The 26,877-nt window shown below is 34.0% G+C and carries 23 protein-coding genes and 2 rRNA genes; 9 read left to right on the top strand and 16 right to left on the bottom strand.

The features are described from left to right. Window positions 1-154: 154 nt before the first annotated feature. From AMD28_RS07715 to AMD28_RS07705, 3 genes are all read left to right on the top strand, one after another. Window positions 155-2,976, top strand: a 23S ribosomal RNA gene (locus AMD28_RS07715). 109 nt (window positions 2,977-3,085) lie between these two features. Beyond that, window positions 3,086-3,192: ribosomal RNA gene (gene rrf / locus AMD28_RS07710) — 5S ribosomal RNA — on the top strand. A 217-nt stretch (window positions 3,193-3,409) separates the two neighbouring features. Continuing rightward, a complete protein-coding gene (locus AMD28_RS07705; protein ID WP_055443572.1) occupies window positions 3,410-3,910 on the top strand; it encodes a DinB family protein in 501 nt (166 codons plus the stop codon). Here AMD28_RS07705 and AMD28_RS07700 read toward each other — a convergent pair whose 3' ends face one another. From AMD28_RS07700 to AMD28_RS07645, 12 genes are all read right to left on the bottom strand, one after another. Continuing rightward, entirely contained in the window at window positions 3,911-4,144 is a 234-nt protein-coding gene (locus AMD28_RS07700) for a DUF6095 family protein (protein WP_055443571.1), read from the bottom strand. It abuts the gene before it with no gap. Then, window positions 4,134-4,952 (bottom strand): N-acetylmuramic acid 6-phosphate etherase, encoded by an 819-nt coding sequence (gene murQ, locus AMD28_RS07695; protein WP_055443570.1) that lies wholly within the window; start codon window positions 4,950-4,952, stop codon window positions 4,134-4,136. Before murQ ends, AMD28_RS07700 begins: the two co-directional genes overlap by 11 nt. Before the next feature lie 130 nt (window positions 4,953-5,082). After that, window positions 5,083-5,898, bottom strand: a complete 816-nt coding sequence (locus AMD28_RS07690) for a DUF4249 domain-containing protein (protein ID WP_055443569.1) — start codon at window positions 5,896-5,898, stop codon at window positions 5,083-5,085. Between the two features lie 4 nt (window positions 5,899-5,902). Next, complete coding sequence (locus AMD28_RS07685; RefSeq protein ID WP_055443568.1) at window positions 5,903-8,278, bottom strand: TonB-dependent receptor; 2,376 nt, start codon at window positions 8,276-8,278, stop codon at window positions 5,903-5,905. A gap of 83 nt (window positions 8,279-8,361) precedes the next feature. Then, on the bottom strand, window positions 8,362-10,590 hold the full coding sequence (locus tag AMD28_RS07680; RefSeq protein WP_055443567.1) for an NADP-dependent isocitrate dehydrogenase: 2,229 nt from the start codon (window positions 10,588-10,590) through the stop codon (window positions 8,362-8,364). A 149-nt stretch (window positions 10,591-10,739) separates the two neighbouring features. Continuing rightward, window positions 10,740-11,312, bottom strand: a complete 573-nt coding sequence (locus AMD28_RS07675) for a pentapeptide repeat-containing protein (RefSeq protein ID WP_055443566.1) — start codon at window positions 11,310-11,312, stop codon at window positions 10,740-10,742. An 864-nt stretch (window positions 11,313-12,176) separates the two neighbouring features. Beyond that, window positions 12,177-12,530, bottom strand: coding sequence for a 50S ribosomal protein L19 (rplS, locus tag AMD28_RS07670; RefSeq protein WP_055443565.1), 354 nt, complete (start codon window positions 12,528-12,530; stop codon window positions 12,177-12,179). 249 nt (window positions 12,531-12,779) lie between these two features. Then, the gene (locus AMD28_RS07665) at window positions 12,780-13,259 is read right to left on the bottom strand and encodes a GyrI-like domain-containing protein (protein WP_055443564.1); all 480 of its coding nucleotides are present in this window, start codon (window positions 13,257-13,259) and stop codon (window positions 12,780-12,782) included. 23 nt (window positions 13,260-13,282) lie between these two features. Continuing rightward, window positions 13,283-13,960, bottom strand: a complete 678-nt coding sequence (gene trmD, locus AMD28_RS07660) for a tRNA (guanosine(37)-N1)-methyltransferase TrmD (protein ID WP_055443563.1) — start codon at window positions 13,958-13,960, stop codon at window positions 13,283-13,285. A 202-nt stretch (window positions 13,961-14,162) separates the two neighbouring features. Continuing rightward, window positions 14,163-14,792 (bottom strand): hypothetical protein, encoded by a 630-nt coding sequence (locus AMD28_RS07655; RefSeq protein ID WP_055443562.1) that lies wholly within the window; start codon window positions 14,790-14,792, stop codon window positions 14,163-14,165. Between the two features lie 178 nt (window positions 14,793-14,970). Continuing rightward, a complete protein-coding gene (locus AMD28_RS07650; protein ID WP_055443561.1) occupies window positions 14,971-16,419 on the bottom strand; it encodes a glyceraldehyde-3-phosphate dehydrogenase in 1,449 nt (482 codons plus the stop codon). Between the two features lie 138 nt (window positions 16,420-16,557). Continuing rightward, complete coding sequence (locus AMD28_RS07645) at window positions 16,558-17,970, bottom strand: trypsin-like peptidase domain-containing protein (protein ID WP_055443560.1); 1,413 nt, start codon at window positions 17,968-17,970, stop codon at window positions 16,558-16,560. A gap of 139 nt (window positions 17,971-18,109) precedes the next feature. Between AMD28_RS07645 and dapF the strand changes: the two genes are divergently transcribed. From dapF to AMD28_RS07620, 5 genes are all read left to right on the top strand, one after another. Continuing rightward, window positions 18,110-18,886: a diaminopimelate epimerase gene (gene dapF, locus AMD28_RS07640; RefSeq protein WP_055443559.1), complete on the top strand. Its 777-nt coding sequence runs from the start codon at window positions 18,110-18,112 to the stop codon at window positions 18,884-18,886. Further along, window positions 18,883-19,407, top strand: a complete 525-nt coding sequence (locus tag AMD28_RS07635; RefSeq protein WP_055443558.1) for a GNAT family N-acetyltransferase — start codon at window positions 18,883-18,885, stop codon at window positions 19,405-19,407. Before dapF ends, AMD28_RS07635 begins: the two co-directional genes overlap by 4 nt. Next, window positions 19,408-20,451 carry an endolytic transglycosylase MltG gene (gene mltG / locus AMD28_RS07630; protein ID WP_055443557.1) on the top strand — a complete coding sequence of 348 codons (1,044 nt, stop codon included), beginning with the start codon at window positions 19,408-19,410 and terminating at the stop codon, window positions 20,449-20,451. Window positions 20,452-20,453: 2 nt separating this feature from the next. Further along, window positions 20,454-21,362 carry a DUF2279 domain-containing protein gene (locus AMD28_RS07625; RefSeq protein ID WP_055443556.1) on the top strand — a complete coding sequence of 303 codons (909 nt, stop codon included), beginning with the start codon at window positions 20,454-20,456 and terminating at the stop codon, window positions 21,360-21,362. Window positions 21,363-21,525: 163 nt separating this feature from the next. Then, window positions 21,526-22,179 carry a lysozyme family protein gene (locus tag AMD28_RS07620; RefSeq protein ID WP_055443555.1) on the top strand — a complete coding sequence of 218 codons (654 nt, stop codon included), beginning with the start codon at window positions 21,526-21,528 and terminating at the stop codon, window positions 22,177-22,179. Between the two features lie 3 nt (window positions 22,180-22,182). Here AMD28_RS07620 and AMD28_RS07615 read toward each other — a convergent pair whose 3' ends face one another. From AMD28_RS07615 to dnaA, 4 genes are all read right to left on the bottom strand, one after another. Then, the gene (locus AMD28_RS07615; RefSeq protein ID WP_055443554.1) at window positions 22,183-22,899 is read right to left on the bottom strand and encodes an SAM-dependent methyltransferase; all 717 of its coding nucleotides are present in this window, start codon (window positions 22,897-22,899) and stop codon (window positions 22,183-22,185) included. Beyond that, window positions 22,899-24,302: a PQQ-dependent sugar dehydrogenase gene (locus AMD28_RS07610; RefSeq protein ID WP_055443553.1), complete on the bottom strand. Its 1,404-nt coding sequence runs from the start codon at window positions 24,300-24,302 to the stop codon at window positions 22,899-22,901. The genes AMD28_RS07615 and AMD28_RS07610 overlap by 1 nt, the downstream gene beginning before the upstream one ends. A 72-nt stretch (window positions 24,303-24,374) precedes the next feature. After that, a complete protein-coding gene (locus AMD28_RS07605) occupies window positions 24,375-24,833 on the bottom strand; it encodes a low molecular weight protein-tyrosine-phosphatase (protein ID WP_055443552.1) in 459 nt (152 codons plus the stop codon). A gap of 33 nt (window positions 24,834-24,866) precedes the next feature. After that, on the bottom strand, window positions 24,867-26,294 hold the full coding sequence (gene dnaA, locus AMD28_RS07600; protein ID WP_055443551.1) for a chromosomal replication initiator protein DnaA: 1,428 nt from the start codon (window positions 26,292-26,294) through the stop codon (window positions 24,867-24,869). 182 nt (window positions 26,295-26,476) lie between these two features. On the opposite strand from dnaA, the gene AMD28_RS07595 reads away from it, so the two are divergent. Next, window positions 26,477-26,869, top strand: coding sequence for an acyl-CoA thioesterase (locus AMD28_RS07595; protein ID WP_055443550.1), 393 nt, complete (start codon window positions 26,477-26,479; stop codon window positions 26,867-26,869). The last annotated feature ends 8 nt before the right edge of the window (window positions 26,870-26,877 follow it).

The following is a 26,877-nucleotide window of genomic DNA, read 5'->3' as shown; positions in this document are numbered from 1 at the left end:
GCTAACAGCTAACACATGAAATTAAAATTAGATTTTATCTAATATTAAAAATAATTGTAAGATTAATTAGAATCACCACGAGCGATATCTAATTAATCAAACGTTTAGTTGTCGTAAGACAATTAAATAGTAACTCATTAAAAAGCAAATAGTACAATAAGCTAAATAAGAGCGTATGGGGAATGCCTTGGCTCTCAGAGGCGATGAAGGACGTGATAAGCTGCGAAAAGCTACGGGGATTGGCACATACAAATTGATCCGTAGATATCCGAATGGGGCAACCCACTATATTGAAGATATAGTATCCGAAAGGAAGCAAACCCGGAGAACTGAAACATCTAAGTACCCGGAGGAGAAGAAAACAAAAGTGATTCCGATAGTAGCGGCGAGCGAAATTGGATTAGCCCAAACCAGTAATGTTACGGCATTGCTGGGGTTGTAGGACCACGACATTAGAAGCATGATGAATTAGAATTGTTTGGAAAGACAAGCCAAAGACGGTGATAGCCCGGTATAAGTAAAGAATGTGGATATAGTGGTATCCTGAGTAGTGCGGGACACGAGTAATCCTGTGTGAATCAGTCGGGACCATCCGATAAGGCTAAATACTCCTGAGAGACCGATAGTGAACTAGTACCGTGAGGGAAAGGTGAAAAGAACCCTGAATAAGGGAGTGAAATAGATCCTGAAACCATACGCTTACAAGCGGTCGGAGCCCTTTGGGGTGACGGCGTGCCTTTTGCATAATGAGCCTACGAGTTACCGTTGCTAGCAAGGTTAAGTGATTAAGTCACGGATCCGTAGCGAAAGCGAGTCTGAATAGGGCGCTTTAGTTAGTAGTGGTAGACGCGAAACCGTGTGATCTACCCATGGGCAGGGTGAAGCTGTAGTAACATACAGTGGAGGCCCGAACCGATATACGTTGAAAAGTGTTCGGATGACCTGTGGGTAGGGGTGAAAGGCCAATCAAACTCGGAAATAGCTCGTACTCCCCGAAATGCATTTAGGTGCAGCGTTGATTTATAGTTTTATAGAGGTAGAGCTACTGATTGGATGCGGGGGCTTCACCGCCTACCAATTCCTGACAAACTCCGAATGCTATAAAATGATAATCAGCAGTGAGGGCATGGGTGCTAAGGTCCATGTCCGAGAGGGAAAGAACCCAGACCATCAGCTAAGGTCCCAAAATATATGTTAAGTTGAAAAAACGAGGTTGAACTGCTTTGACAGCTAGGATGTTGGCTTGGAAGCAGCCATTCATTTAAAGAGTGCGTAACAGCTCACTAGTCGAGCGGTTCGGCATGGATAATAATCGGGCATAAACATATTACCGAAGCTATGGACTTATTAATAAGTGGTAGGGGAGCATTGTAGTGGCGTTGAAGGTGTGCTGTGAGGCATGCTGGAGTAGCTACAAAAGAAAATGTAGGCATAAGTAACGATAATGCGGGCGAGAAACCCGCACTCCGAAAGACTAAGGTTTCCTCAGCTATGCTAATCAGCTGAGGGTTAGTCGGGACCTAACGCGAACCCGAAAGGGGTAGTGGATGGACAACAGGTTAATATTCCTGTACCTGCTCATATTAAAAGTGACGGAGGCGTAAATTTGGTGCGAACTGACGGAATAGTTCGTTGAAGAGAGTGGTAACACCTCGATAGTACACTAAGACTACGGTCGCGGTGATAATCCAGAAAAGCGACTTCCAAGAAAAGCGAATGAAGCAGCCCGTACCCTAAACCGACACAGGTAGTTGGGATGAGAATTCTAAGGAGCTCGAGAGATTCATGGCTAAGGAACTAGGCAAAATAGACCTGTAACTTCGGGAGAAAGGTCGCCACCCTTCGGGGTGGCCGCAGTGAAAAGGTCCAGGCGACTGTTTATCAAAAACACAGGGCTATGCTAAATTGAAAGATGACGTATATGGCCTGACACCTGCCCGGTGCTGGAAGGTTAAGTGGAGGGTTTAGCTTCGGCGAAGATCTAAAATGAAGCCCCAGTAAACGGCGGCCGTAACTATAACGGTCCTAAGGTAGCGAAATTCCTTGTCGGGTAAGTTCCGACCTGCACGAATGGTGCAACGATCTGGACACTGTCTCAGCCATGAGCTCGGTGAAATTGTAGTATCGGTGAAGATGCCGATTACCCGCAGTGGGACGAAAAGACCCCGTGCACCTTTACTATAGCTTAGTATTGGTTTTGGATAAGTAATGTGTAGGATAGGTGGGAGACTTTGAAGCGGCGTCGCTAGGCGTTGTGGAGTCATTGTTGAAATACCACCCTTTGCTTATCTAGAGTCTAACCTTCTAACGAAGGGACAGTGCTTGGTGGGTAGTTTGACTGGGGTGGTCGCCTCCAAAAGAGTAACGGAGGCTTCTAAAGGTTCCCTCAGTACGGTTGGTAATCGTGCGTAGAGTGCAATGGCATAAGGGAGCTTGACTGAGAGACCTACAAGTCGATCAGGTACGAAAGTAGAGCATAGTGATCCGGTGGTTCCGCATGGAAGGGCCATCGCTCAAAGGATAAAAGGTACGCCGGGGATAACAGGCTGATCTCCCCCAAGAGCTCATATCGACGGGGGGGTTTGGCACCTCGATGTCGGCTCGTCACATCCTGGGGCTGGAGAAGGTCCCAAGGGTTGGGCTGTTCGCCCATTAAAGTGGCACGCGAGCTGGGTTCAGAACGTCGTGAGACAGTTCGGTCTCTATCTACTGTGGGCGTTAGAAATTTGAGTGGATCTGTTCCTAGTACGAGAGGACCGGAATGGACAAACCTCTGGTGTATCTGTTGTTCCGCCAGGAGCATTGCAGAGTAGCTACGTTTGGAAGGGATAAGCGCTGAAAGCATATAAGCGCGAAACCCACCACAAGATGAGATTTCTTTAAAGGGTCGTAGGAGATGACTACGTTGATAGGTCATAGGTGTAAAGGCAGTAATGTCATAGCCGAGTGATACTAATAACCCATAGGCTTATTGTACGCCTGTTTTTTTAGAGTACATACAATACAATTCATGTAATTTTTTCAATATGTTAAGATATTTGCAGGTGATCTGCAGTTAAGAATCATAGATTCCTAACTTTAAACTTAAGGTGATTATAGCGATGGGGCTCACCTCTTACCATTCCGAACAGAGAAGTTAAGCCCATTTGCGCCGATGGTACTACATTGTGGAAGAGTAGGTCGTCGCCTTTTTTAGAGAATCCTCAGCATTTATTTGTTGAGGATTTTTTTATGCAATAAACTGAAATGAAAATATAGAAGTTATCCCTTAAAGGGAACTGGAAGGGTAGCTGCGAGATATCTATATCTATTAAGGTTTTTTTTATACAATAATGTGTAAGGATTCATTGGTAATAGGACTAATGAAAAATAATTTTTATATTAAATTAATTTAGTTATTTTAGTCTACATGAACATAGTCCTTCAATCTTCTTTATTTACTCTTAATAAATCACGAATTTTACTATCTAACCTTTCTGATGAAAAGTTAAGCGATGTTTCCATACCTCCTTACTTTTCAAGTGTAGGTTCACATATACGTCATATTTTAGATTTTTATGATTGTATCTTCAATGTGGTAGACAATGAAGTAGATTTAACAGCAAGAAAAAGAAACTTGGATGTAGAAAATTGTTGTAATACAGCAATCTGTTACTTAGACACTATAATTAATAAATTAGAAGATTTAAACGACAAAGATGTGAAACAACAGATTGTGGTTATAGATGATTTAGGTTTAGGGAAAACCAAAATAGACTACACATTTGCGGCTTTATTAGCTCAAGCTAATAGCCATACCATTCATCATTATGCAATTATAAGTTATATTTTGGATAGGTTAGGTGTTACTATTGAAGATGCCACATTTGGTTATAACCCTACAACACCAAAACAAGTTATTGTAGAGTAATTATTGTTTTTTAAACATACTATCCATAATCGTATTGATACCTTTAAATCCGAAAAAGATGGCACAAGCGCAACTAGTTATTCCTGCAATAAGCAACGGATAATACAAAGGTTTGTCTTCATTACTAAAAGCAATATATATTAATACTGGACCTAAAAACATTAGTACTATAGTAATTAGCATTGTTTTTAATCCTTTTGCCAATACATCTTTGTTGGTATGATTAGTTTCCATTTTTATAGTTTTGAATTGCTGCTCTTACGCTTTTGTGTTCATTTAATAATTGTTCTGCTACTTTTTGGGTAACCTCTATTTCTTGCATAATCATTCTAATTCCGCGATCTACAAGTTTGTTATTACTTAGTTGCATATCTACCATTTTGTTACCTTTAATATGACCTAGTTGAATCATAGTAGTAGTAGTTAGCATATTTAATACTAATTTTTGAGCGGTTCCTGCTTTCATTCTGGAACTTCCAGTTACAAACTCTGGACCAACAACTACTTCAATAGGGAATTGTGCTGTAAGTGATAGTGGACTATTTTGATTGCAAGTAATACACCCTGTTATTATATTGTTTTTATTGCATGTCTCTAATGCTGCAATAACATAAGGAGTGGTACCCGAAGCAGCAATGCCGACAACAACATCTTTGTTAGTTACATTATATGCTTGTAAATCTTTCCAACCTAGTTCTGTGGAATCTTCGGCAAACTCTACTGCTTTTCTAATGGCAATATCTCCACCAGCAATGATACCAATTACTACATCATGAGATACACCAAAAGTAGGAGGACATTCGCTAGCATCTAAAATACCTAAACGACCACTTGTTCCAGCTCCTAAATAAAATAATCGTCCACCAGATTGTAATTTTGCTACAATTTGTTCTACCAGTTTTTCAATTTGTGGTAATGCTTTGTCTACCGCTTGAGGAACTGTTTTATCTTCGTTATTTATATTTTTAAGTAATTGGGAAATAGTCATCTTTTCTAGATGATTATGGTTGGAGTCTTGCTCTGTTGTTTTAATAAATGTCATTTTGTAAAAATACGGATTTTTTGTTTTGCGTTAGTGATGGAAACAGCATCCTTTTGCCTAAGCAAAAGATATAGTGTACAGCACGACCATACAAAACCCTAAAGGTTTGTATGGTAACGCCCAAATAATATTACTCGACAGTATAATTAAATTCGGATACTTCGGATAATCTAAAATAGCCAAAAGGGAAATTTTCTGGATTGGTTTGATTGATGCAATTACCGCGAACTGTTGCAGGTTGTGTTTCAAAAGGACCACCACCATCTTCACTACTTTGTTGTAAAAGAATAAACATGAATTCATAGAAACGTTTGGAAACACCATAATTTCTGATGATAACACTTTCTCCTTCATCCAAATCTTCTTCTATATAATACCCGAAAATTTCATTACCATTTACAAATTCATCTTTAAAGGTATCTAATGAGGCAGGCATGTTTATGCTAGGAATAAACTCGAAAAAATAATAGTTTTCTTCGTCTACAGGATCTGTGAAATATGCTTTAATTTCTGTTTCTTCTCCTGAGAATCCGCCTTCTAAATCTTGTTCTACGTATTCAATTTGGGCAACAGATTGCAATGTTTCGGTTGCTGTAAAAACTTCTCCGTTATAATTGATGCTTAATGTGTAAACACCATTAATTTCTGGAACAAAGGTGTTATTATGATAGATTCCAGTTTCGTCTTCTTCTAAAAATTCAAAAGTATTATTATTTTCATCTACAATAATCACTTGTGCATTATTTGCTGGAGGTGTTTCGCTATTATAAAATGGAGCAGTTAAACTTAATTTTATAGATTGTTCATTTCCGGCAGTATCTTTAAACCAATTAATGGAAGCATCGATAACTAATCTAGGTTCTGAAGTTGGTAAGTCTATATCTACAACATCTTCACAAGAAAAATTTAAAACGGCTATTACTAGTATGATTAATATTTTCTTCATCTTCTTAAAATTTAAAATTATAGGTTACAGAAGGGACTATGCCAAAAATGGAAAGTCGTACAGCTTCATTTGCTCCTGTATCTTCATTTTCTCTAAAACTGACAGATGCTGCATTGCGTCTATTATACATATTATAAATACCAAAAACCCAATAGCTTTGCCATCCTTTTTGTTTGTCTGGTTTTGGTGTGTAATTTGCTGAAATATCTAAACGATGATAGGATGGTAGCCTAAACTCATTTCGGTTTGCATAGCTTGGTATAGTTACGCCATTGTATTCATATTGCCCATTTGGGTAGGTTACTGGTTGTCCGGACTGTAACAAAAAGTTCGCGTTGAAAGTCCATTTTTTATTTAAATCATAGCTTGCAGTTACGGATACATCGTGGGTTTTATCATATGCTGTGTTGTACCAATTGCCATTATTTATTCCTGTTTCTGCAGGAGTTCTTCCTGGTGTTTGTTGTTCCGATTTGGATAATGTATAGGCGAACCATCCTTTAAAACGTCCTTCATTTTTTCGGAATAAAACTTCTAAACCATAAGCTCTTGCTTTTCCGTTTAGAATAATCTGTTCGATAGCATCATTAGCAATTAAATCTGCTCCATCTATATAATCTATTCTATTTTTTACTTTTTTGTAAAAGGATTCTACTTCTAAAGAAAAGATTCTGCCTTTAAAATTCTTGAAATAACCAACAGCCACTTGATCTAATAGTTGTGGTTTTGCATATTTTCCACTTGGGGTCCAAACATCTAAAGGTGTTGGCGAACTAGTATTAGAAAGTAAATGTAAATACTGACTTAATCTGTTATAACTAGCTTTAATAGAAGCATTATTATTTAGCTGATATGCAAGTGCTAGCCTAGGTTCTAAATTACCAAAAGATTCTAATACGTCACTTCTGCTAGAAGACTCTGTACCAATAGGATCTGCTTTTTCGTAAATTTGAAGGGCTTCATTAAAAAGAATTGGGTTATCGTTTTCATACATATTTAATTCTTTTTGTCCCAAACGTAAAAACGTACTATAACGCAAACCATAAGAAGCGGTAAGTTTATCGGTTAATTTATGTTCGGCATCAATATATATCGCATTTTCAAAAGCATATTTATCGATTAACTTTCTTGGGTTTATTCCAGAGGATGCGCCTGTAGGTTCAATATCGCCAGGATTAAATTTATGATAGATACTATTTAAACCATATTGCAATTTTATTTTATCGTTTACGTAATGTTTTAAATCGTATTTAAAATTGAAATTTCTAATTCCTGAATTCCATTTGAATCCAACGAAGTTTAAATCTAAGCCGTAATAATAATCGGAATAAATTAAAGAGGTATTGGAGAACAATTTATTAGAAAATAAATGATTCCATCTAAAGTTTAAAACCGTATTACCATAGGTGTTTTTGAAACTATCATTCATACTAAATACATCTCTACCAAAATAACCAGATAGATATACACTGTTATTTTTATTGATTTTGTAGCTTATTTTGGTATTTAAATCGTAAAAATATGCTTTGCTATCTACATCAAAGATTGGAAGAAATAAATGTGCATATGAAGATCTTCCACCTAAGAGGAAAGAAGCTTTTTCTTTTTGTATAGGTCCTTCTATTAAAAGCCTACTAGAAACAATACCAATACCACCATTTGCGTGAAACGATTTATTATTTCCTTCTTTTTGATATATATCTAAAACGGAAGAAACGCGTCCGCCATATCGTGCCGGAATTCCACCTTTATATAATTTTAGATCTTTTATAGCATCTGGATTAAAAACGGAAAAGAATCCAAATAGATGGGAAGAGTTATAGATAGTAGCTTCGTCTAATAAAATTAAATTCTGATCTGCCGCACCACCACGAACATTGAAACCGGAAGCACCTTCTCCTGCAGTGGTAACTCCGGGAAGCATGGTTATTGCTTTGATAACATCTGGTTCGCCAAGTATAGCGGGAATTTGTTTTATGGTACTGGAAGAGAGTGCGTTTACACTCATTTGCGGTTTTTTGATATTTAATCTTTCCACATTTTCTTTAATAACCACTTCGTCTAGATTTTGAGTTGCCTCTACTAAACTATAATTTTTAGTTATATTTTGGGAAAGATTAATAGTTTCCACAATTTCAGCAAAACCAATGTAGCTAATAATTACTTTGTAATTTCCTTCAGGTAGCGTGATGGAGTAGAAGCCATATTCATTGGTTGTTGTTCCTGTTTGTAGTTCTGGGACAATAATATTTACACTAATTAGCGTTTCATTACTTGTAGCTTCTTGAATGGTTCCACTTAATGTGAATTTATCTTGAGCAGATAAAAAGGATATAGTAAAGTAACATAAAAAAAATAGGAGAGCGTTTTTCTTAAACATATACTAACAAAATTTATAAATCATTTGAAATAAAGGTATAAAAAAAGCCCCTAGAAAGGAGCTTTTTTCACATTAACTTAATATTATTTAATACTATTTACAATAGCATTAAAGGTCTTACTTGGTTTCATTGCTTTGCTAGTTAGATCTTCATTTGGCTCATAATATCCGCCCATTTTCACAGATTTACCTTGCACTGCATTTAACTCGTTAACAATTACTTTTTCATTATCAATAAAAGACTTCGCAATAGAAGTAAAGGTTTCTTTTAAATCTGCATCTTTTGTTTGGTTCGCTAAGGCTTCTGCCCAATACATTGCTAAATAAAAATGACTTCCTCTATTATCCAATTCGTTTACTTTACGAGAAGGACCTTTTTTATTTTCTAATAATTTTTCAGTAGCTTCATCTAGAGTTTCACTTAAAACTTTAGCTCTTTCATTATTACTTGTTTCGCCTAAATGTTCTAAAGAAACAGCAAGTGCTAAAAATTCACCTAAAGAATCCCAACGTAAATGATTTTCTGCTACAAATTGTTGTACATGTTTTGGAGCAGAACCTCCAGCACCAGTTTCAAATAAACCACCACCACTCATTAAAGGAACAATAGATAACATTTTTGCTGAAGTACCTAATTCTAGAATAGGGAATAAATCGGTTAAATAATCACGTAATACGTTTCCAGAAACAGAAATAGTGTCTTTACCATCCTTAACTCTTTCTAGTGTAAAGTTTGTTGCTTCAAAAGGAGCAAGAATTCTAATATCTAAACCTGTAGTATCGTGATCTAAAAGATATGCATTCACTTTTTTAATTAATTCTGCATCATGCGCTCTTTTTTTATCTAACCAAAAAACAGCAGGAGTTTGAGAAGCTCTAGCTCTAGTAACCGCTAATTTTACCCAGTCTTGAACTGGTGCATCTTTTACTTGGCACATTCTCCAAATATCTCCAGCTTCCACTTTATGTTTTAAAAGAACATTACCTGCAGCATCTATAACTTCTACTTTTCCTTTAGATTGTATTTCGAATGTTTTATCATGAGAACCATATTCTTCAGCTTTTTGAGCCATAAGTCCAACATTAGGAACCGTTCCCATTGTTGTAGGGTCAAAAGCACCATGTTTTTTACAGAACTTTATTGTTGCGTCATAAATTCCGGCATAACTACTATCTGGAATTACCGCTTTGGTATCTTGAAGTTTACCATCTGCATTCCACATTTGTCCAGAAGTACGTATCATTGCTGGCATAGATGCATCAATAATAACATCACTAGGCACATGTAAATTGGTAATACCTCTATCGCTATTTACCATTGCTAAATCTGCACTATGGTCTAAGGCATATCTTATATCTTCTCTTATTTCGTCACGTTTGTTTTCTGGTAATTCACTTAGTTTTTCAAGTAAGTTTCCAAAACCATTATTTACATCCACACCAATTTTTTCGAATGTCTTACCATGTTTTTCATATAAATCATGAAAGAAAACACGTACCGCATGACCAAAAATAATTGGATCACTAACTTTCATCATGGTTGCTTTCATGTGTAATGAAAACAATACGCTTTTATCTAAGGCATCTTCTACTTGTTCTTCTAAAAATTCGATTAATGCTTTTTTACTCATTATTGTAGCATCAATAATTTCTCCTTTAAGTAAATCTAAACTTTCTTTTAAGTTCGTTTGATTTCCTTTAGCGTCTGTATGTACAATTTTGATGGTTGTAGCATCTGCTAGTGTTACCGATTTTTCATTGTGGAAAAAATCACCATGTGTCATGGTAGCTACATGTGTTTTAGAATCTTTGCTCCAAGCTCCCATAGAATGTGGGTTCTTTTTTGCGTAGTTCTTTACAGCCTTTGGTGCACGACGATCCGAGTTTCCTTCACGTAATACTGGGTTTACTGCACTACCTTTTACTTTGTCGTAACGGGATTTAATATTTTTTTCTTCAGCAGTTTCTGGTTCATCCGGATAGTTTGGTAAGCCATATCCTTTTGTTTGTAATTCTTTAATTGCTGCTTTTAATTGTGGTAAGGATGCACTAATATTAGGTAGTTTTATAATATTCGCTTCTGGTTTTTTTACTAATTCGGCTAATTCGGCCAAGGTATCTTTAACACGTTGGTCTTCTGGTAACATATCCGAAAATACAGCAAGTATTCTGGATGCTAAAGAAATGTCTCTTGTCTCTACTTTTACTCCTGCAGAGTTTGTAAAAGCTTGAACTATTGGTAAAAATGAATGCGTAGCTAATGCTGGTGCTTCATCTGTTTTAGTATAAATTATTGTTGAAATTTTTGTCATGTTTAATTTGTTTGCTGAATTAAAGATTGCTTATAAATTAAGCCGTGTAAATATACAAAAAAGCACTAGTTAATGGAAATAAGTACAGTTTTGATACTTCATAATTACGAAGGATGCAATAAAAGAGGTGTATTTTTATCGATTCTGCTTTATTCTACCTTAATTCCATACATACTTAAGAGTCCGAATAGTCCGTTTTTATTAAATTTCGCACCTTTTAGTTTGTTTTTCTCTGGTTGTATGGAGTAGTCTTTCGCAGTTGTAAAATCTGCTTTCTCAAGATTACTGTTCTCAAAAATGGCTTTTGCTAAATTACTATGCGTAAAAGATGCAGCGGTTACATTGGCTTCTGTAAAATCTACCGATTCCAGATTGCAAGAATTAAAGTTGGTATTTTTAATATTTAGCTGATAAAAAGAGGCAAGGCTTAAATTACAATCTTTAAAGTCTAGTTCTAAAAGAAAAGAATTGCATTCGTTAAAAGGAAAGCCAATCATTTTACAATTTATAAAACGTACTTCTTTAAAAGTGACCCCTTTGGCTTTAACATTACTTAAGTTGCAATCTATAAATTCACATTCTAAAAAAGAATTATTTGTTAAGTAGCTATCGGCAAAGACACAATTTGTAAAGGTACAATTATCGTATTCTGCTTTGGGTAATTCTGTTGTAGTGTAGTCTTTATTGTTGTATGCTTTGTCTATTATTAAAGGTAGGTTCATTTAAGGAAGGGTTTCTGTAAATGTATAGAAAGTATGTAAAACACAAAAGCCATATCACATAGAATTTAATCTAGTGGGATATGGCTTTTTTTGAAATAGTTAGGTATGATCTAATTAACGTTGCTGTTAATTTTGGTTCTAAAACTTGCGTTATATAGCCTTTAGATTCAAACGATACTAATTTCAATAAAACATTTTATGTTGTAACTTTCAAAATGTATTGACTTGTTACTAAAATGTTTCGGTTAATTGTTTTTCTTGATGTTTAAATTTCTAGTTTCACTTTCGTGTTACTTTCTTTTTAAACATTGCATCCTTTTTTAGTTTTCACTTTCGTTAGTACTACTTCTAGAAGCTTTCTGTTTTATTCGTTACTATCTACCTAGATATATAGTACTTTATAAAACGTCATGATTTTCAGTATTACATGCATACACATACAACTTTCCAATCTCAAAAAACAATTTGTAACTTAATCTTTATAGCTGTTTCATTTTCTATCCTTTTCTTTTTCTCTGTTACAGCGTTACATTTTTTAAACCATAACTAATGCTATGCTTAAAAAATCTGCCTTGTCTCAAATAGAAATAAATTGGATAGATTTTTAAAATCTCTAAAAACATTAAGTAAATTAAAGAACGTATTTTAATCGAATCTCACTTTTCATTCTCTATGAATAAGAAACTCACAGAAGTGATGTGCAATTCTTTAGCTAATATAAAGCAAGAACTTAAAAATTAAAAATTTTCAACCTATTAGTTATCAACGACTTATCAACTCGGGTTATTAACTTTTGTTGATAACCTTAAAACGTAAAAAAGCCTTGATTTCTCAAGGCTTTTTAAATGTATAAAACGCTTAAAATTATTTACGTCTTTTTTCTGTAATTCTAGCTTTCTTACCAGTAAGACCTCTAAAGTAAAAGATACGAGCTCTACGAACTTTTCCTCTTTTGTTTACTTCTACCTTTTGTAAAGCAGGTAAGTTTACAGGGAAAATACGTTCTACACCAACAGTTCCAGACATTTTTCTAATTGTGAATGTCTCTGAAGATCCAGTTCCTCTGCGTTGTAAAACAACACCTCTAAAGAACTGTGTACGTACTTTTTCTCCTTCTCTAATTTCGTAATACACTGTAATAGTGTCTCCAGCTCCGAACTCTGGAAAGTCTTTTCTTGTTACAAATTCGTCTTGTACAAATTTTATTAAAGATTCCATCTTTATTAATTTTATTAGTTATTTCAAGGCAACATTCGCGATTCTCGCCAGAGGTTAACTCAAAAGTGGTGCAAAGATACTTAAAAAGTTAATAGGTAAAAGCTAAAAGTTTATTTTTTTTGGTGTTACGCTACTTCACTTAAGTTATGTAGCGTCAGGCTATTCGTTGTATCTTTTTATCGTGCCTCAAAAAAGGATGCCACTACTATCCTTAACACAAATCGAGGCCCCTATAAAACTATCCTTTCTTTATTTCAGCTTTATTGGGATATAAACGTCTTCTTCAGAGTCTGGTGAATCTTTAATGTATTTGTCTCCTAATAGATTAAAATGAGGTCTGTTGGCTAAAGCGTATTCCGATTTTGGTAACCAATCCGTAAAAACGTATTGCATTAAAGTTGAAAAGTCTTTTGCTAATCCTTTATAGGTAAAAACAGCATACAATCCGCTTTCTAAAATAAGCGTACTCATGTTTTCTGGAATACCTTCAAAGTTTTCCACCTCTAAAGTAGCCCATTTTTTAAAGGTTTTATTCGGATTAAAGCTTTTAAAATGTTCGTCATCATATTCCATGACTTCATAAATAGCAGTACCTAAACTATTTTTAACTTGCTTTCTATTCGGCATAAAACCAGAGAATAGTTCGAATGTTTTATTGTCTATTAAAGACATGGTAACAGACGTTCCGACTAATTTTTTTTCAGGTACCGATTCTATTCTTGGTTGCATTTGGTGTTTTTAGATGAAAAACTTTAATCTTCTAATAAATCGGGTCTTCTATCTTTAGTACGTTGGTATGCTTGCTCTTCGCGCCATTTTTCAATTTTTGCATGGTTCCCACTAAATAGTAATTCCGGAACTTCCAATCCTTTATACTCTCTAGGTTTTGTATAAATAGGTGGCGCTAATAAATTGTCTTGAAAAGAATCTGTTAATGCCGAAGTTTCGTTTCCAAGCACTCCAGGAATTAATCGTATTAAAGCATCACATAAAACAGCAGCACCAAGTTCACCACCAGATAAAACATAATCTCCAATAGAGATTTCTTTGGTAATAAATAGGTCTCGAACACGTTGGTCTACACCTTTATAATGTCCGCAAAGAATAATAATATTTTCCTTTAAAGAAAGGTGATTCGCCATTCCTTGATTTAAGGTTTCGCCATCTGGAGTCATATAAATCACTTCATCGTAATTACGCTCCGCCTTTAGTTTGGTGATGCATTTATCGATAGGTTCAATCATCATTACCATTCCAGCACCACCACCAAATTGGGTGTCGTCTATAGATTTATAGTTGTCTGTGGTATAATCGCGTAAATTATGAAAGTGAACTTCTACCAAACCAGCTTCAATAGCTCGTTTAAGTATAGAAGCGCTAAACGGACTTTCTAATAATTCTGGTAAAACGGTGATGATGTCAATTCTCATAGTCTTTCTTGTAAGTTGCAAAGATGCAAAGAATATGATAAAAAAGAAAGGTTTTTACGTATCAGGATTTAAAGATCGTTGGGAGGCTAAAAAAGAATAGATAATGCGTTTAAAGAATTGGTTTTTAGGTGAGATGTTTTCAAAAAAAAAGATCTGTAAAAACTATTTACAGATCTTTAATTCGTGTTATTTATAAAAGCAACTAGCTATTATTTTTTTGTTTGTTTAATTCGTCTTGCAGTTGTCTTCTCACTTTTTGCTCACGCTCTAAAGCTATTTTTCTATGCTCTTCAAATTCTTCTTCAATTTCGGCTAAAGATTTATTGGCATCTCTAGTAATGGCGTTACTGTTTTTAAATTTGTAGATAAAAAACAGTAAAAAGGCTAATAAGCCGCCAATAATAGACCACATTAAAATGTTATAACCAGATTTACTCATTAACATGCCGAATAAAGACATGCTGTCTTTTTCTTCGTTGGTTTGGTTTAATGTGCCTTGTGTGTTTGCTAAGCTCGTTTTTAAAGTAGCAATTTCTTTCGATTGGCTAGTTACCACAGCTTGTGTTTCTGCTAATTCTTTATGAATTGTTTTTAATGAATCAATAGTATGTGCTTGTAGCGTAAGGAACATGCTGCGTTTAACCGCCTCATAAGGTTGTCCGTTGGTACCTTTAAAATTACCAGATTTTCTTAAAATGTATTCAAACTGATTATTTATAGTACCAGTATTTAATGAAAGTTTGTCTTCTTCTTCGTTATTTTCCGTTTGTGCACTAACCGTGGTACAGAATAAAGATATAGATAGAATTATAATAAATTTAAAAGAATTCATTTAGTAAATTAGTTTGGTTTATTTTTTACGAAAATAACAAATTATGTTTATTTAGATGCTAAATGAAGTTCAAAATACTTCGGAATAAATACATTTAACATAATTTTTTTGAATTAAAAAGCCTCACAAAAGTGAGGCTCTAATATATACGTTACTAATTAAAATTTAGACGTTATTATTAATAATAAGTATGTCTTCTAACTTTTGCAATATATTTTGCTAATCGAACTACTTGATGGCTATAACCATATTCATTATCATACCATATATATAAGATAGCGTTTTTACCATCTTCTCTAACAATTGTTGCTTTACTATCATAAATAGAAGGAGCAGAGCAACCAACAATATCACTAGATACCAATTCGTCACTTAACTCATATTTTATTTGCTCTACTAAATCCCCTTCCAGCGCATATTTTTTCATGATGGTATTTATGCCTTCTACAGAAGTAGGGTTTTCTAGCTCTAAATTTAAAATAGCTAAAGATCCGTTTGGTACAGGCACTCTAATAGCATTAGACGTTAATTTTCCTTCTAAACTTGGTAAGGCTTTACTAACTGCTTTTCCTGCTCCAGTTTCTGTAATTACCATGTTTAATGCTGCTGCACGTCCACGTCTGTATTTACTATGAAAATTATCTACTAAATTCTGATCATTAGTATAGGCATGAATCGTTTCTAAGTGTCCAGATTTTACACCGAAAGAATCTTCTACCGCTTTTAAAATAGGTGTAATTGCATTGGTAGTACAAGATGCTGCAGAAAAAATGTTTACTTCATCCGGATTATGCTCGGTATGGTTTACACCATGCACAATATTTGGTACTCCTTTTCCAGGAGCAGTAAGTAATACTTTATCGACTCCTTTAGATTTTAAGTGTCTGCTTAAAGCTTCTTCATCTCTAAAAGCTCCAGTGTTATCAATTACTAAAGCGTTATCAATATCGTATTTTGTATAATCGATATCTTCTGGTGCATTTGCCGAAATAATATTTACAGTGGTACCATTAATTATTAAGGCACTATTTTCTACATCGATAGAAACCGTTCCCGAAAAATCGCCATGCACAGAATCGTTACGTAATAAAGACGCTCTTTTTTCTAAAACGGTTGCATCTACAGCTCCACGAGTTACAATGGCTCTCAAACGTAATTGTGTTCCTTTTCCAGCTTTAGTCATTAACTCTCTAGCAACTAAACGTCCAATTCTTCCAAAACCATAAAGAACCACGTCTTTAGGTTGGATAGGTCCATTTTTACTAGCATCTTTAAGTTTGTCTGCAACAAATGCTGTAGCATTATTGTAGTTTCCTTCTTCTACATGATACTCATAGGTTAATTTACCAATGTCTAATTTAGCAGGAGGAAGATCTAGTGTATTAATTGCTTGTGCAATTTCTACAGAGTCAAAAATAGAAATGGGTTTTTGTACAAATTCGCAAGCATATTCGTGCAAGTTTAAAATGTCACTAACATTTTTGTCTATTAATTGATTTCTAAAAATAACCAGTTCGATAGATTTATCGTACCAAAGGTCACTTACTATTTTAATAAATTCTACAGTAGCTCTACGTCTATCTGCTTGAAAAGCTAATTCGCTTTCATAAGTTTCGTTAATAGGCATTGTTAAATATTTTTTGTGTTGTTAAATTTTTTGCAAAAGTAACATATTTCAAACGTTTTCGTAGCTAATTTTTAATAAAATAAAAGCGCTCTAGAAAAGACTAGAGCGCTTGTTGTAAATTTGAATATTTTAAAGAAATTATCTGAAATTATATCTTTCTTTTTCTCCCTTAGAATTTATAAGTTCTATGCGTAATAATTCATTTGCCTGTCTGTTTTTTATAATCGCTTGTACATCTTCAATACTATTTACTTTAGTATCGTTTATGGCAGTAATGATATCTCCAACTTGCACACCGTTATTCATCCAATAGCCTAAATAGTTTTTATTATTAGTTAAACTAGCTATTTTCACCCCATTCTCTGTTTTGTATTTTTTTAAATCCTTTGGTTTCGCATTTTTAATAACACCTATAATAGGAACGGTTAAGGTTTCGTTTTTAAGTAAGGTTACCGGGAATACTCTTTGTGTTCCATTTCTTAAAACGGTAACATCTATAATGTCATTCGGACTTTTAGCATTTAAAAATCCTTTTAAATCGGAAAACTTTCTAATTTCAATATTTTCCAATTTCTGAATAATATCGCCACTTTTTAATCCTGCCATATCTGCACCAGAATCTTCTTCTACTTCTTCAATATAGAAACCTTCGGAAGTGTTTAGTCCGAATTTCTCAGCATATCCAGCACTAATAGGACTTCCTTTAACACCTAAAATGCCGTTTTGTACATTACCAAACTCCATGATATCCTGAACCACTTTCTTCGCAATATTACTCGGTACAGCAAAAGAATAGCCAATATAAGAACCCGTTTGCGATGTGATTGCGGTATTGATTCCAATTAAATCACCATGTGTATTTACTAGTGCGCCACCAGAATTCCCCGGATTTACTGCTGCATCTGTTTGTATAAAAGATTGGTTGCTTAAACCAGATAAATCTCTAGACTTAGCGCTTATAATTCCTGCAGTAACGGTAGAGGTTAAGTTGAAGGGATTACCAACAGCTAAAACCCATTCGCCAATTTTTGCTTCGTCACTATCTCCAAAAGTAGTAAAAGGTAATTCTTCGTCTGGTTCTACTTTAATTAGTGCAATATCTGTTTTTTCATCGGTACCAATAATGGTAGCATCATAGGTCTTGTTATTATTTAAGGTCACCGAAAGTTCTCTAGAACCTGCAATAACATGGTTGTTGGTGATAATATAACCATCCGGAGAAATAATGACTCCAGAACCAGTACCTATTTGTGCACGTTTTGTTTGTCTGCCATAAAATAAATCTTCAAAAGTCATCTGACTAGAATTTACGGTGGTGTTTTTTACGTGTACCACAGTATGTATTGTTTTTTCAGCTGCCGAGACAAAATTCACATCATTTTCTGCAATAAAACCAGCATTGCTTGTATGGTTTACTGGAACAGTAAAAGGTTGTTCTTGGTTTTGTTGTATTGCCACTTGTTGGTCTTTTTCAATAAAAGTTTTATAAGCACCTAGAGTAATTGCTCCTCCTAATGCCGAAACGAATAATAGGGATAAAATCTTTTTCATAATATTATATCTGTTTAGTATAAAAAGGTTAACGATTAAAATTAAAAAAATGTTGTTTAATAAATTCAACTTTAACGCGTATTTAACACCTGAGAATACGGTTAAATATTACTATATTTGTCGTAATAATTTCTATTTAATGACACACACTTTTTATAAATACCAGGGCACAGGAAATGATTTTGTGATGCTGGATAATCGGCTAAAAACTTTCGATAAAAAAGATGCCAAGCAAGTTGCTTTTTTATGCGATAGACGTTTTGGTGTTGGAGCAGACGGATTGATATTACTAGAAAATCATCCAACTGCCGACTTTAAAATGGTGTATTATAATGCCGATGGAAACGAAAGTACCATGTGTGGAAATGGAGGAAGATGTCTTGTCGCTTTTGCTAAATTTTTAAATATTGTAAAAGATCACGCCACTTTTGAAGCTATTGACGGGATGCATGATGCTATTATAGAAGGCGATATTATTAAGCTTCACATGCAGGATGTATCAGAAGTAGAAAAACATACGAATCATATTTTTTTAAATACAGGTTCACCACATCATGTGCAAAAGGAGGCTAATCTTAAAGAATTGGACATAAAAACCGAAGGTGCAAAAATTAGATACGGCAGTCCATATAATGAAGCTGGAACCAATGTAAACTTCGTTTCTAAAATAGATGAAGATACTTTTGCTGTTCGAACCTACGAACGCGGTGTAGAAGATGAAACACTTTCTTGTGGAACAGGAGTTACAGCAGTTGCATTAGCAATGCATTATATTGGAGAAACCGAAAAAAACGTAATTACCTTGCAAGTAGAAGGAGGAACGTTACAAGTTTCTTTTAATAAAAAAGGAAATGCATATCACGACATCTGGCTAATTGGTCCTGCGAAACAAGTTTTTAAAGGCATTCTTTCATGATTACATTAAAAGGCGAACATATTTATTTACGTGCTTTAGAACCCGAAGACTTAGCGTTTATTCATACTATTGAAAACGACGAAAGTATTTGGGAAATTAGCAATACCATAACTCCATATTCTAAGTATTTAATCAAACAGTATTTAGAGCATGCACACAAAGATATTTACGAAGTAAAACAATTGCGACTAGTTATTTGTAGTTATGATGATGTAGCTCTTGGTATGATCGATGTTTTTGATTTCGATTTTAAAAATCGTCGCGCAGGAATAGGAATTCTTGTGAAAGAAGCAGCTAACAGACAAAAAGGTTTTGGTAAGGAAGCCTTAAGTTTGTTAGTGAATTATTGTTTTACGCATTTAGATTTGCATCAGCTGTATTGTAATATTTCAGAAGACAATATTGCAAGTCAGAAGCTTTTCAAAAATCAAGGATTTCAAGAAATCGGATTAAAAAAAGACTGGAATTTAGTCAACAATAAATTTAAAAACGAATATATTTTTCAACTCATTCATAAATAAATGTACTTTAAAAAAATACTTATAGCAGTTTTAGTAATCGGTCTGGTAATAGCTGCGTTTTTTGCAAATTTTGTATATAAAGCGATGTTTAAAGAAAACACTGCTTTTAATAATGAAGAAGCGTATGTGTATGTTTCTAGTCAAGCAAGTTATAAGGATGTAAGAGAACAGCTTGAGCCATTATTGAAAGATATGGATTCTTTTGATGCTCTGGCAGAAAAAAAGAAATACACCACAAACCTTAGAGCAGGAAGATTTGTTGTTAAAAAAGGAATGAATAATAATGAGATTATAAATTCCATCCGAAGTAAAAACATTCCGTTAAAACTAAGTTTTAATAATCAAGAACGATTAGAAGATTTAGCTGGTAGAGTTGCCTTTCAAATTGAAGCAGATAGTCTTTCCCTTTTAAAGGAGATGACCGACGAAACCTTTTTTAAGGAAAATGGTTTTAATAAGGAGTCTGCATTATCTATGTATATTCCTAACAGTTATGAAATATACTGGAATACTTCAGCTGAAGGATTTAGAAATAAAATGCTGAAGGAGTATCAAGCTTTTTGGAATGCGTCTAGAAACGAAAAACGAAAAGCACTTAACCTTTCTATTAACGAAGTAATGTCTATTGCTGCTATAGTACATAAGGAAACGGCAAAGGTGGACGAACGACCTCGTGTTGCTGGTGTGTATTTAAATAGAATTAGAAAAGGGATGCCTTTGCAAGCGGATCCTACAGTGATTTATGCTAAAAAATTAAAAGAAAATGATTTTAACCAAGTCATTAAACGTGTTTTATATAAAGATTTAGAGATCGATTCTAAGTACAATACCTACAAATATCCAGGGGTTCCTCCGGGACCAATCACTATGCCGGACGTGTCTGCAATAGATGCGGTTTTAAATGCTGAAACACATAACTACTACTATTTTGTTGCCAATGTGAAAAATTTTGGATACCATAAGTTTGCTAAAACTTTAAGTCAGCATAACGCAAATAGAAATGAATATGTACGTTGGATTAATAGCCAAGGCATAAATAGGTAATCTTGAAAGCACTTTTATATCTACTATTCGTTTTATGTACCATAACAAGTGTATTCTCACAATCTGGAATTAATAGGTTTCTTACACCAAGCGATACTTTACATACGCCAAGAAGAAATGCTTTAGTAATTACGGAAGCTTCTGTAATAGGATTGTCTTTAGTTGGTTTAAATCAGCTTTGGTATGCCGATTATGAAAAATCAAAACTACATACGCTTAATGATAATGACGAATGGCTTCAAATGGATAAGTTTGGTCATGTATTTTCTTCGTATCAAGTGGGTAGAGCAGGAGCCGAACTTTTACATTGGAGTGGTGTACGCAAAAAAGACCAGTTGCTTTATGGTGCAACTTTAGGTTTCGGATTTCTAACCGTAGTGGAAGTTTTTGATGGCTATTCTAAAGAGTGGGGTTTTTCTTGGGGAGACATGATTAGCAATGCTGGGGGAACCGGATTGTATGTCGGACAAGAATTACTTTGGAAAGAACAGCGTATCACCTTAAAATATTCGTTTCATCAAACAAAATATGCTTCCCAAAGACCAGATAAGTTAGGTGAAGGTTTATTAGAAGAAATTTTAAAAGATTATAACGGACAAACCTATTGGTTAAGTGCTAACGTGCATTCTTTTTTAAAGAATGAAAAGATACCAAAGTGGCTAAATGTTGCTTTTGGTTATGGCGCAGAAGGTATGCTTACCGGAAATAGCGAAACCGAAGATCTTTCCTTTTTAAATCAGAATAGAAAAAGACAATATTATTTAAGTCTAGATGTAGATTTAAGCCGAATAAAAACAAATTCACACTTCTTGAAATCTGTTTTTAGTGTTTTGAATGTAATAAAAGTACCATTTCCTACGTTAGAATTCACCGATAAAAATGGACTTAAGTTCCATACTATCTACTTTTAGGTGTATTTAAACGACTAATTTTTGAATAATTAATATAAACATCTAATTTCGAGTTAGAAACGTATAAGTAGTTGGTTTTCAGGTTAAAAATAAAAGTTGTATATTTGCACGCTGAAAAATTATAAGTGATTATTAATAAATTATTACTGAAAAATTATTCGTTATGATAAAAAATATTGGAAAGTTTACGCTATTACTAACCATATGTACTTTATTAAAACTTGCGTTTTCTTCGGAAACGTTTATTGGTTTAGTAAACTACGAAGAAGTAGAAGAAAATGTTGCTACAATAGAAGTGTCAGATAAAGTATTTGCATTTCGTACGCTAGCACCAAATGAAAAATTCAAACCAACTTTAGGAAAGTCCTTTGTAGGTTTTAAAGAAGCATTAGCTTTTAAAGAATCTGGAGGAGACTATTTTACGGTAAACAAGTTTGGTTATTTAGGAAAATACCAATTTGGAGCTGAGACGCTAAAAATGATTGGAATCTACAATCCGAATCAATTTTTACAAAACCCAGAATTACAGGAAAAAGCATTTGTTGCAAATGCACAACGTAACAAATGGATTTTACGTAGAGATATTAAACGCTTTAATGGTATGACTATTAATGGTGTTTTGGTAACCGAGTCTGGAATTCTTGCTGCAGCGCATTTAGCTGGGCCTGGAAGCGTAAAAAAATACTTAAGAAGTTACGGTGAAACTGGTTTTGAAGATGCCTTTGGTACTTCGATTAAGCATTACATGAAGAAGTTTTCAGGTTATGACACTTCTCTAGTAAAAGCAAATAAAAAAGCAAAAGCTAGTATTATTTAATAACTAGCTTTTATGAATTATAAAAATGGTTGGTCTTTTATGAAGGTCAACCTTTGTTTTTTTCCAGTCGTTTACCGTTTTTGTCTTTATATATTCTGTTGGTAATGTAATATCACAAGCAACACAAACAAGGGTGTTTCCTTCTAAATATTGACACATGCCTTCTAACATCTTATTGTTTCTATACGGCGTTTCAATAAAAATCTGTGATTGGTTTTTTTCAAAAGAAAGACGTTCTAATTGTTTTATTTCTTGTTTTTTTTCATCCTTGTCAATGGGTAAATAACCATTAAAGGTGAAACTTTGTCCGTTCATTCCAGAGCTCATTATTGCTAATAATATAGAAGAAGGTCCAACCAAAGGAACTACTTGTATGTTTTTATCATGTGCAATTTTCACTATATCTGCACCAGGATCTGCAACGCCAGGACAACCAGCATCCGATAGTAATCCAATGTTTTTTCCTTGTAAACATGGTTCTAAATAGCTTGGCAATTCTGTAGGGTCTGTAAACTTATTTAAAGGAAATAAGGTTAATGAAGATTGTTGCTTTCTTGGTTCTATGCTTTTTATAAAGCGTCTGGCGTTTTTTTCGTTTTCAACAATAAAGGTGTCTACTTGTTCTATTACTTTTTTTACTGAAATAGGCAAAACTTCTAAAGGAGCATTATCTCCTAATGTAGTAGGTATAAGGTATAGTTTACCGGTAATATTTTCCATTAATTTTTAATAAATTTACTTGTTTTTTTGCTTCCGTTTTCGGCATTAATTTCAATGAAGTATAATCCGCTTTGCATTTCTTTAGTAGATAATGTGGTAATAGTGTTTTTAGGCATGGAAACGGACTTCACTAATTTTCCATGTAAATTAAATATATGAATTTCTTTAATTACATGTGTTGTGTTTCTAAAATCTAAATGTAAACTATCTATTACAGGATTCGGATACATTTTTATATTAAATATACTTTGATCTTCAATACTTAAATCGGCATCCACTATTTTGTAGATAATTCCGGTTCTAATGCCAGCAATATAAAGTTCTCCGTTAATGTCTTCTCCAAAAGCTGAAAAACCATCATTACCAAATTGATCGATTAATGTTAGATTAAAAGTTGTTCCGTTTTCTTGCACATAACCAATCTCATCACTACAGTAATCGGCAAAAAAGTACAAACCGTTTAGTGTTGGTTGTGCTGTACCTCTATATCTATAACCTCCAGTAATGGAGCATTTAAAAATACCGTCATTACTATGTGAGTATTGTGCAACAGGAAATGTTAATGTGCTAGCAGAAGGGCAATTTGCTGTGTTGTACGTGTCGTTTCCTTCATAACAACGCCAGCCATAATTTAGACCTGAACTTGCGCCAGGAACCATATTGATTTCTTCTATTTGGTTTTGACCAACATCTGCAATCCAAATATCTCCAGTATCTCTATCAAAAGACCATTTCCAAGGGTTACGTAGGCCATAAGCCCATATTTCTTGTTTTATGTTATCTGTATTACCAAAAAAAGGATTGTCTGCAGGAATCGAATAATTAAGTCCGCCAATTACAGGATTGTCAACATCTATACGTAATAGTTTTCCTAAATGGGAAGTTAAATTTTGTGATCTGTTTTCAGGGTCACCACCAGAACCACCATCTCCTGTAGAAATATAAAGGTAGCCATCGGTACCAAAATGCATATCGCCACCATTATGATTGGAATAAGGTTGGCTAATATTCATCAAAACTAACTCTGAATTTGGATCTGCAACAGCTGTACTACTTCTTGTAAATCTGGAAATTACCGTGTCACCATTATTGTCAATATAGTTGACATAAAAATAACCATTGGTGGTATAGTCTGGATGAAAGGCTATTGCAAGTAAACCTTGTTCTCCGCCATTATTAGAAACTAATGCGTTTATGTCTAAAAAGGGAGTGCTCGCTAAAACACCATCAGTATTGATAATTTTAATTATACCAGCTCTTTCTGCAACGAATAACCGATCATCACCTGCATGTTTTATGTTTACCGGATTAGAAAGTCCGTTAGAAAAAAGTTCAATATTTATATTTTGTGAAAAACAGGATAAAGAAAACAGCGCTATAATTAAGGTTATAATAGTTTTCATTAAGAGAAGTTTTAAGATGTTGTTTTTTAAAATTACAAAAAATATTAAGGAATACACTTGAATTATAGTGTTTTAATTTTTTGTAATCTTTTGCTGTATAACATCTGTTGCTTCGTCTAGCATCTTAAAAACATTTTCAAAACCTTGGGCACTATCGTTATAAGGATCCGGAACATCATAGTTCTGGTTTGGGTATACTTCGTTTAAAATAAGTTTGACTTTAGCAATATCATTTTCATTTCTAGCTAATTTTACTACGTTTTTAAAGTTGGAATTATCCATGACGTAAATCAAATCGAAAACATCGAAATCTGCAACAGAGAATTGTCTACCGCGTTGATTGGTGATATCTACTCCGTATTTTTTTGCAACGTTAATAGAGCGTTGGTCTGGTAAATCACCAATATGGTAATCCCCAGTTCCTGCAGAGTCAATAGTGAAATCTTCGGAAGAAAGTTTATCGCGTAAAATACCTTCTGCCAAAGGGGAACGACAAATATTACCAAGGCAAACCATTAGTATTTTAGTCATAATATTTTATTTGAAAAAGGTTGTATTTGTAATTTAAACCGAAAGCTTTTTGGTTAGATCTTCTACGTATTTTCTAAATTGTTTATCTGTAGAAGATAGATTGTTAACCGTTTTACAAGCATGTAATACCGTAGCATGATCACGTTTACCAATTTGAGAACCAATACTTGCTAGTGAAGCTTTAGTCAGTTTTTTGGCAAAGAACATAGCTAATTGTCTCGCTTGTACAATATGACGTTTTCTAGTTTTAGATTGTAGCGTATCTACATCCATTTGAAAATAATCGGAAACTATTTTCTGAATATAATCTATTGAAACCTCACGTTTTGTGTTTTTTACAAACTTCTCAACAACTTGTTTCGCTAAGTCTATAGTAACCTCTTTTTTGTTAAAAGAAGATTGTGCAATTAATGAGATAATTGCGCCTTCCAGTTCTCTAATATTAGATTTAATATGTTTTGCAACATACTCAATAATATCATCTGGCATTTCTACACCATCACGATATAATTTATTTTTTAATATAGATACTCTGGTTTCAAAATCTGGTGTTTGCAATTCTGCCGAAAGGCCCCATTTAAATCTAGATAATAAGCGTTGCTCAATATCTTGCATATCTACAGGAGCTTTGTCACTTGTTAAAATAACTTGCTTTCCGTTTTGGTGTAAATGGTTAAAAATATGAAAGAATACATCTTGTGTTCCAGATTTACCAGATAAAAACTGCACATCATCAATAATTAAGATGTCTATTATTTGATAAAAATGAATAAAATCATTTCTGTTATTCTTCTTAACAGAGTCTATATATTGTTGCGTGAATTTTTCAGCAGAAATATATAAAACTGTTTTTTCAGGATACTTGTCTTTAATATCCACACCAATAGCATGTGCTAAGTGTGTTTTACCAAGACCAACACCTCCAAATATTAATAGTGGATTAAAAGAAGTTCCTCCAGGTTTGCTAGCTACAGCTAATCCTGCACTTCTAGCTAAACGGTTAGAATCTCCTTCTAAAAAGTTTTCGAAGTTATAGTTCGGGTTTAGTTGCGACTCGATTTTTACGTTTCTAATTCCAGGAATAATAAAAGGGTTGCGTAATTCGCGATTTTTATTGTTTAAAGGAATGTCGACATCTTGCGCTTTTACAGAAGACCTATTAGAACTAGGTATTCTTTCTGTAAAAGGTTGTTTGTTACCATACGTGTTTTCCATTTTAATAATGTAAACTAGCTTGGCTGTTTCGCCTAACTCTTTGGTAAGTGCAACTTTTAAAATTTTCACATAGTGCTCTTCTAGCCATTCGTAAAAGAATTTACTAGGTACCTGAATACTCAAAGCATTTTCTGCAAGTTTAACTGCAACAATTGGTTCGAACCAAGTTTTATAAGCTTGCGGCTGAATGTTATCTTTTATAAAATTAAGACAATTATTCCAGACCGATTGCGCAGTAATACTCATTATTTATAGTGAAATTTATTGTTAGTTAAAAAAAGAGGAATTGATTTCCTCTCGTTGATTATAGCTCGGCAAATATGTGAACAAAATTATTAATAAAAAAATATTTTATCGTTGAATATTAGGAATTTTTTTTGCATGTTTAAACCGTTACCGAAACTACAAAAAAATAACGACAAATTAGTATGAAAGAGAATGAAATTTTTATAAGAATTCGATATGGTGAAACCGATCAAATGGGTGTTGTTCATCATGGTAATTACGCATTATACCTAGAAATGGGAAGGACAGAGTGGTTAAGAACGTTTGGTATTTCTTACAGCCAGATGGAAAAAGAAGGTGTGATGCTTCCTGTGATTTCCATGTCTTTAAATTATAAGAAATCAGCACATTACGACGCCATTATTAAAGTGAAAACGCAACTTAAAAAAACACCTGCTGTTAAAATTGAATTTGAATATGAAATTACAAATGAAGCTGGTGAAATTTTAGTGCAAGCGAATACCGTTTTAGCGTTTATTAACATGAAAACAAGAAGACCGATGAAATGTCCAGATTATATTTTAGATAAACTGTAGAAACTTCT

The organism is Lacinutrix himadriensis (assembly GCF_001418105.1).
Lineage (GTDB): Bacteria > Bacteroidota > Bacteroidia > Flavobacteriales > Flavobacteriaceae > Oceanihabitans > Oceanihabitans himadriense.
This window is presented reverse-complemented; position numbering and strand designations above follow the sequence as displayed.